The organism is Nitrosospira sp. Nsp14 (assembly GCF_900113575.1).
Lineage (GTDB): Bacteria > Pseudomonadota > Gammaproteobacteria > Burkholderiales > Nitrosomonadaceae > Nitrosospira.
The window spans coordinates 1-1,243 of the sequence record NZ_FOPV01000048.1; the positions used below are offsets into that span (position 1 = coordinate 1).

Annotated in this window: 1 protein-coding gene; it reads left to right on the forward strand. The window is 54.1% G+C overall.

The window, feature by feature from the left end:
- Positions 1–67: 67 nt before the first annotated feature.
- A protein-coding gene (locus BM022_RS14965; RefSeq protein ID WP_091140576.1) for an IS3 family transposase occupies positions 68–1,188 on the forward strand; the annotation gives its coding sequence in 2 pieces (ribosomal slippage) (positions 68–326 and positions 326–1,188; 1,122 coding nt in all).
- The last annotated feature ends 55 nt before the right edge of the window (positions 1,189–1,243 follow it).

A 1,243-nucleotide genomic window follows, 5' to 3' on the forward strand; every position in this document is an offset into this window, starting at 1 on the left:
TGATGTGCTCCCCTTAAACAGAGCCAAGTCGAATCTAGTAAAGTTCGTTTTTCGAGAGGAGAACGACGTGCAGAAGCGATTTACGGATGAACAGATCATTGGTTTTTTGAAACAGGCGGATGGAGGTGTGCCAGTCAGGGAATTGTGCCGGCAGCATGGCTTTAGTGATGCCTCGTTCTATACTTGGCGCGCAAAGTTTGGGGGGATGACGGTGCCGGACGCCAAACGGCTGAGAGACCTTGAGGCAGAGAATGCTCAGCTTAAGAAGCTATTAGCGGAATCGCTTCTGGACGCTGAAGCCTTGAAGGTTGCCCTGGGGCGAAAGCATTAACTCCGCAGGCAAAGCGTGAGGCAGTCACGGTCATGCTGGAGCAGACGGACATCTCCGAGCGCCGCGCCTGCCTGCTTGTGGAGCTGTCACGCAGTGTATTGAACTACGCATCTAAAGTGCAGCCGGAGAATGAGCAGTTGCAAGCTCGAATGGTTGAGTTGGCCTCTGAACGCCGCCGCTTTGGCTATCGGCGCATTCATGCTCTGCTGCGGCGGGAAGGCATTGAAGTCAATCACAAACGCATCTTTCGCCTTTACCAGGCTGCCGGACTGGCAGTAAAGCGCCGGAGGAAGCGATGTAGTGTGGCGGTTGAACGCAGCCAACTGGCATTGCCGAGTCTGCCCAATGAAGTATGGTCAATGGATTTTATCAGTGATGCGCTAGCCAATGGCAGGCGCATCAAGGTGTTGACCATCGTTGATGATTTCACAAAGGAGTCCATTGATCTGGTGGCTGAACATGGCATTTCAGGACAATACGTCGTGCGTGTGCTGGAGCGCGCCGCACAGTTCCGTGGTTTGCCCGTGGCAATTCGCACCGACCAGGGACCGGAGTTCACCAGCAAGGCGCTGGATCAATGGGCGTATCAGAATGGCGTCCAGCTCAAGCTGATTGAAGCGGGTAAGCCGACGCAGAACGCATACATTGAAAGCTTCAACGGTCGCTTTCGTGACGAGTGCTTGAATGATCACTGGTTTACCAGCCTGGCTGAGGCGCGGATTCGGATCTCAGCTTGGCGCCGCGACTACAATGAGCATCGACCTCACAGCGCTTTGAACTACCGAACCCCGGCAGAATTCGCAGCCAGCTGCCGCAGGCAAAAAGAAATCAACGGCTGTGAGAGAGAAAGAAGCTGATCTTTTAACTGAACTTCGCTAGAACACCCCTGGCACTATTATCGGGGGCACATCA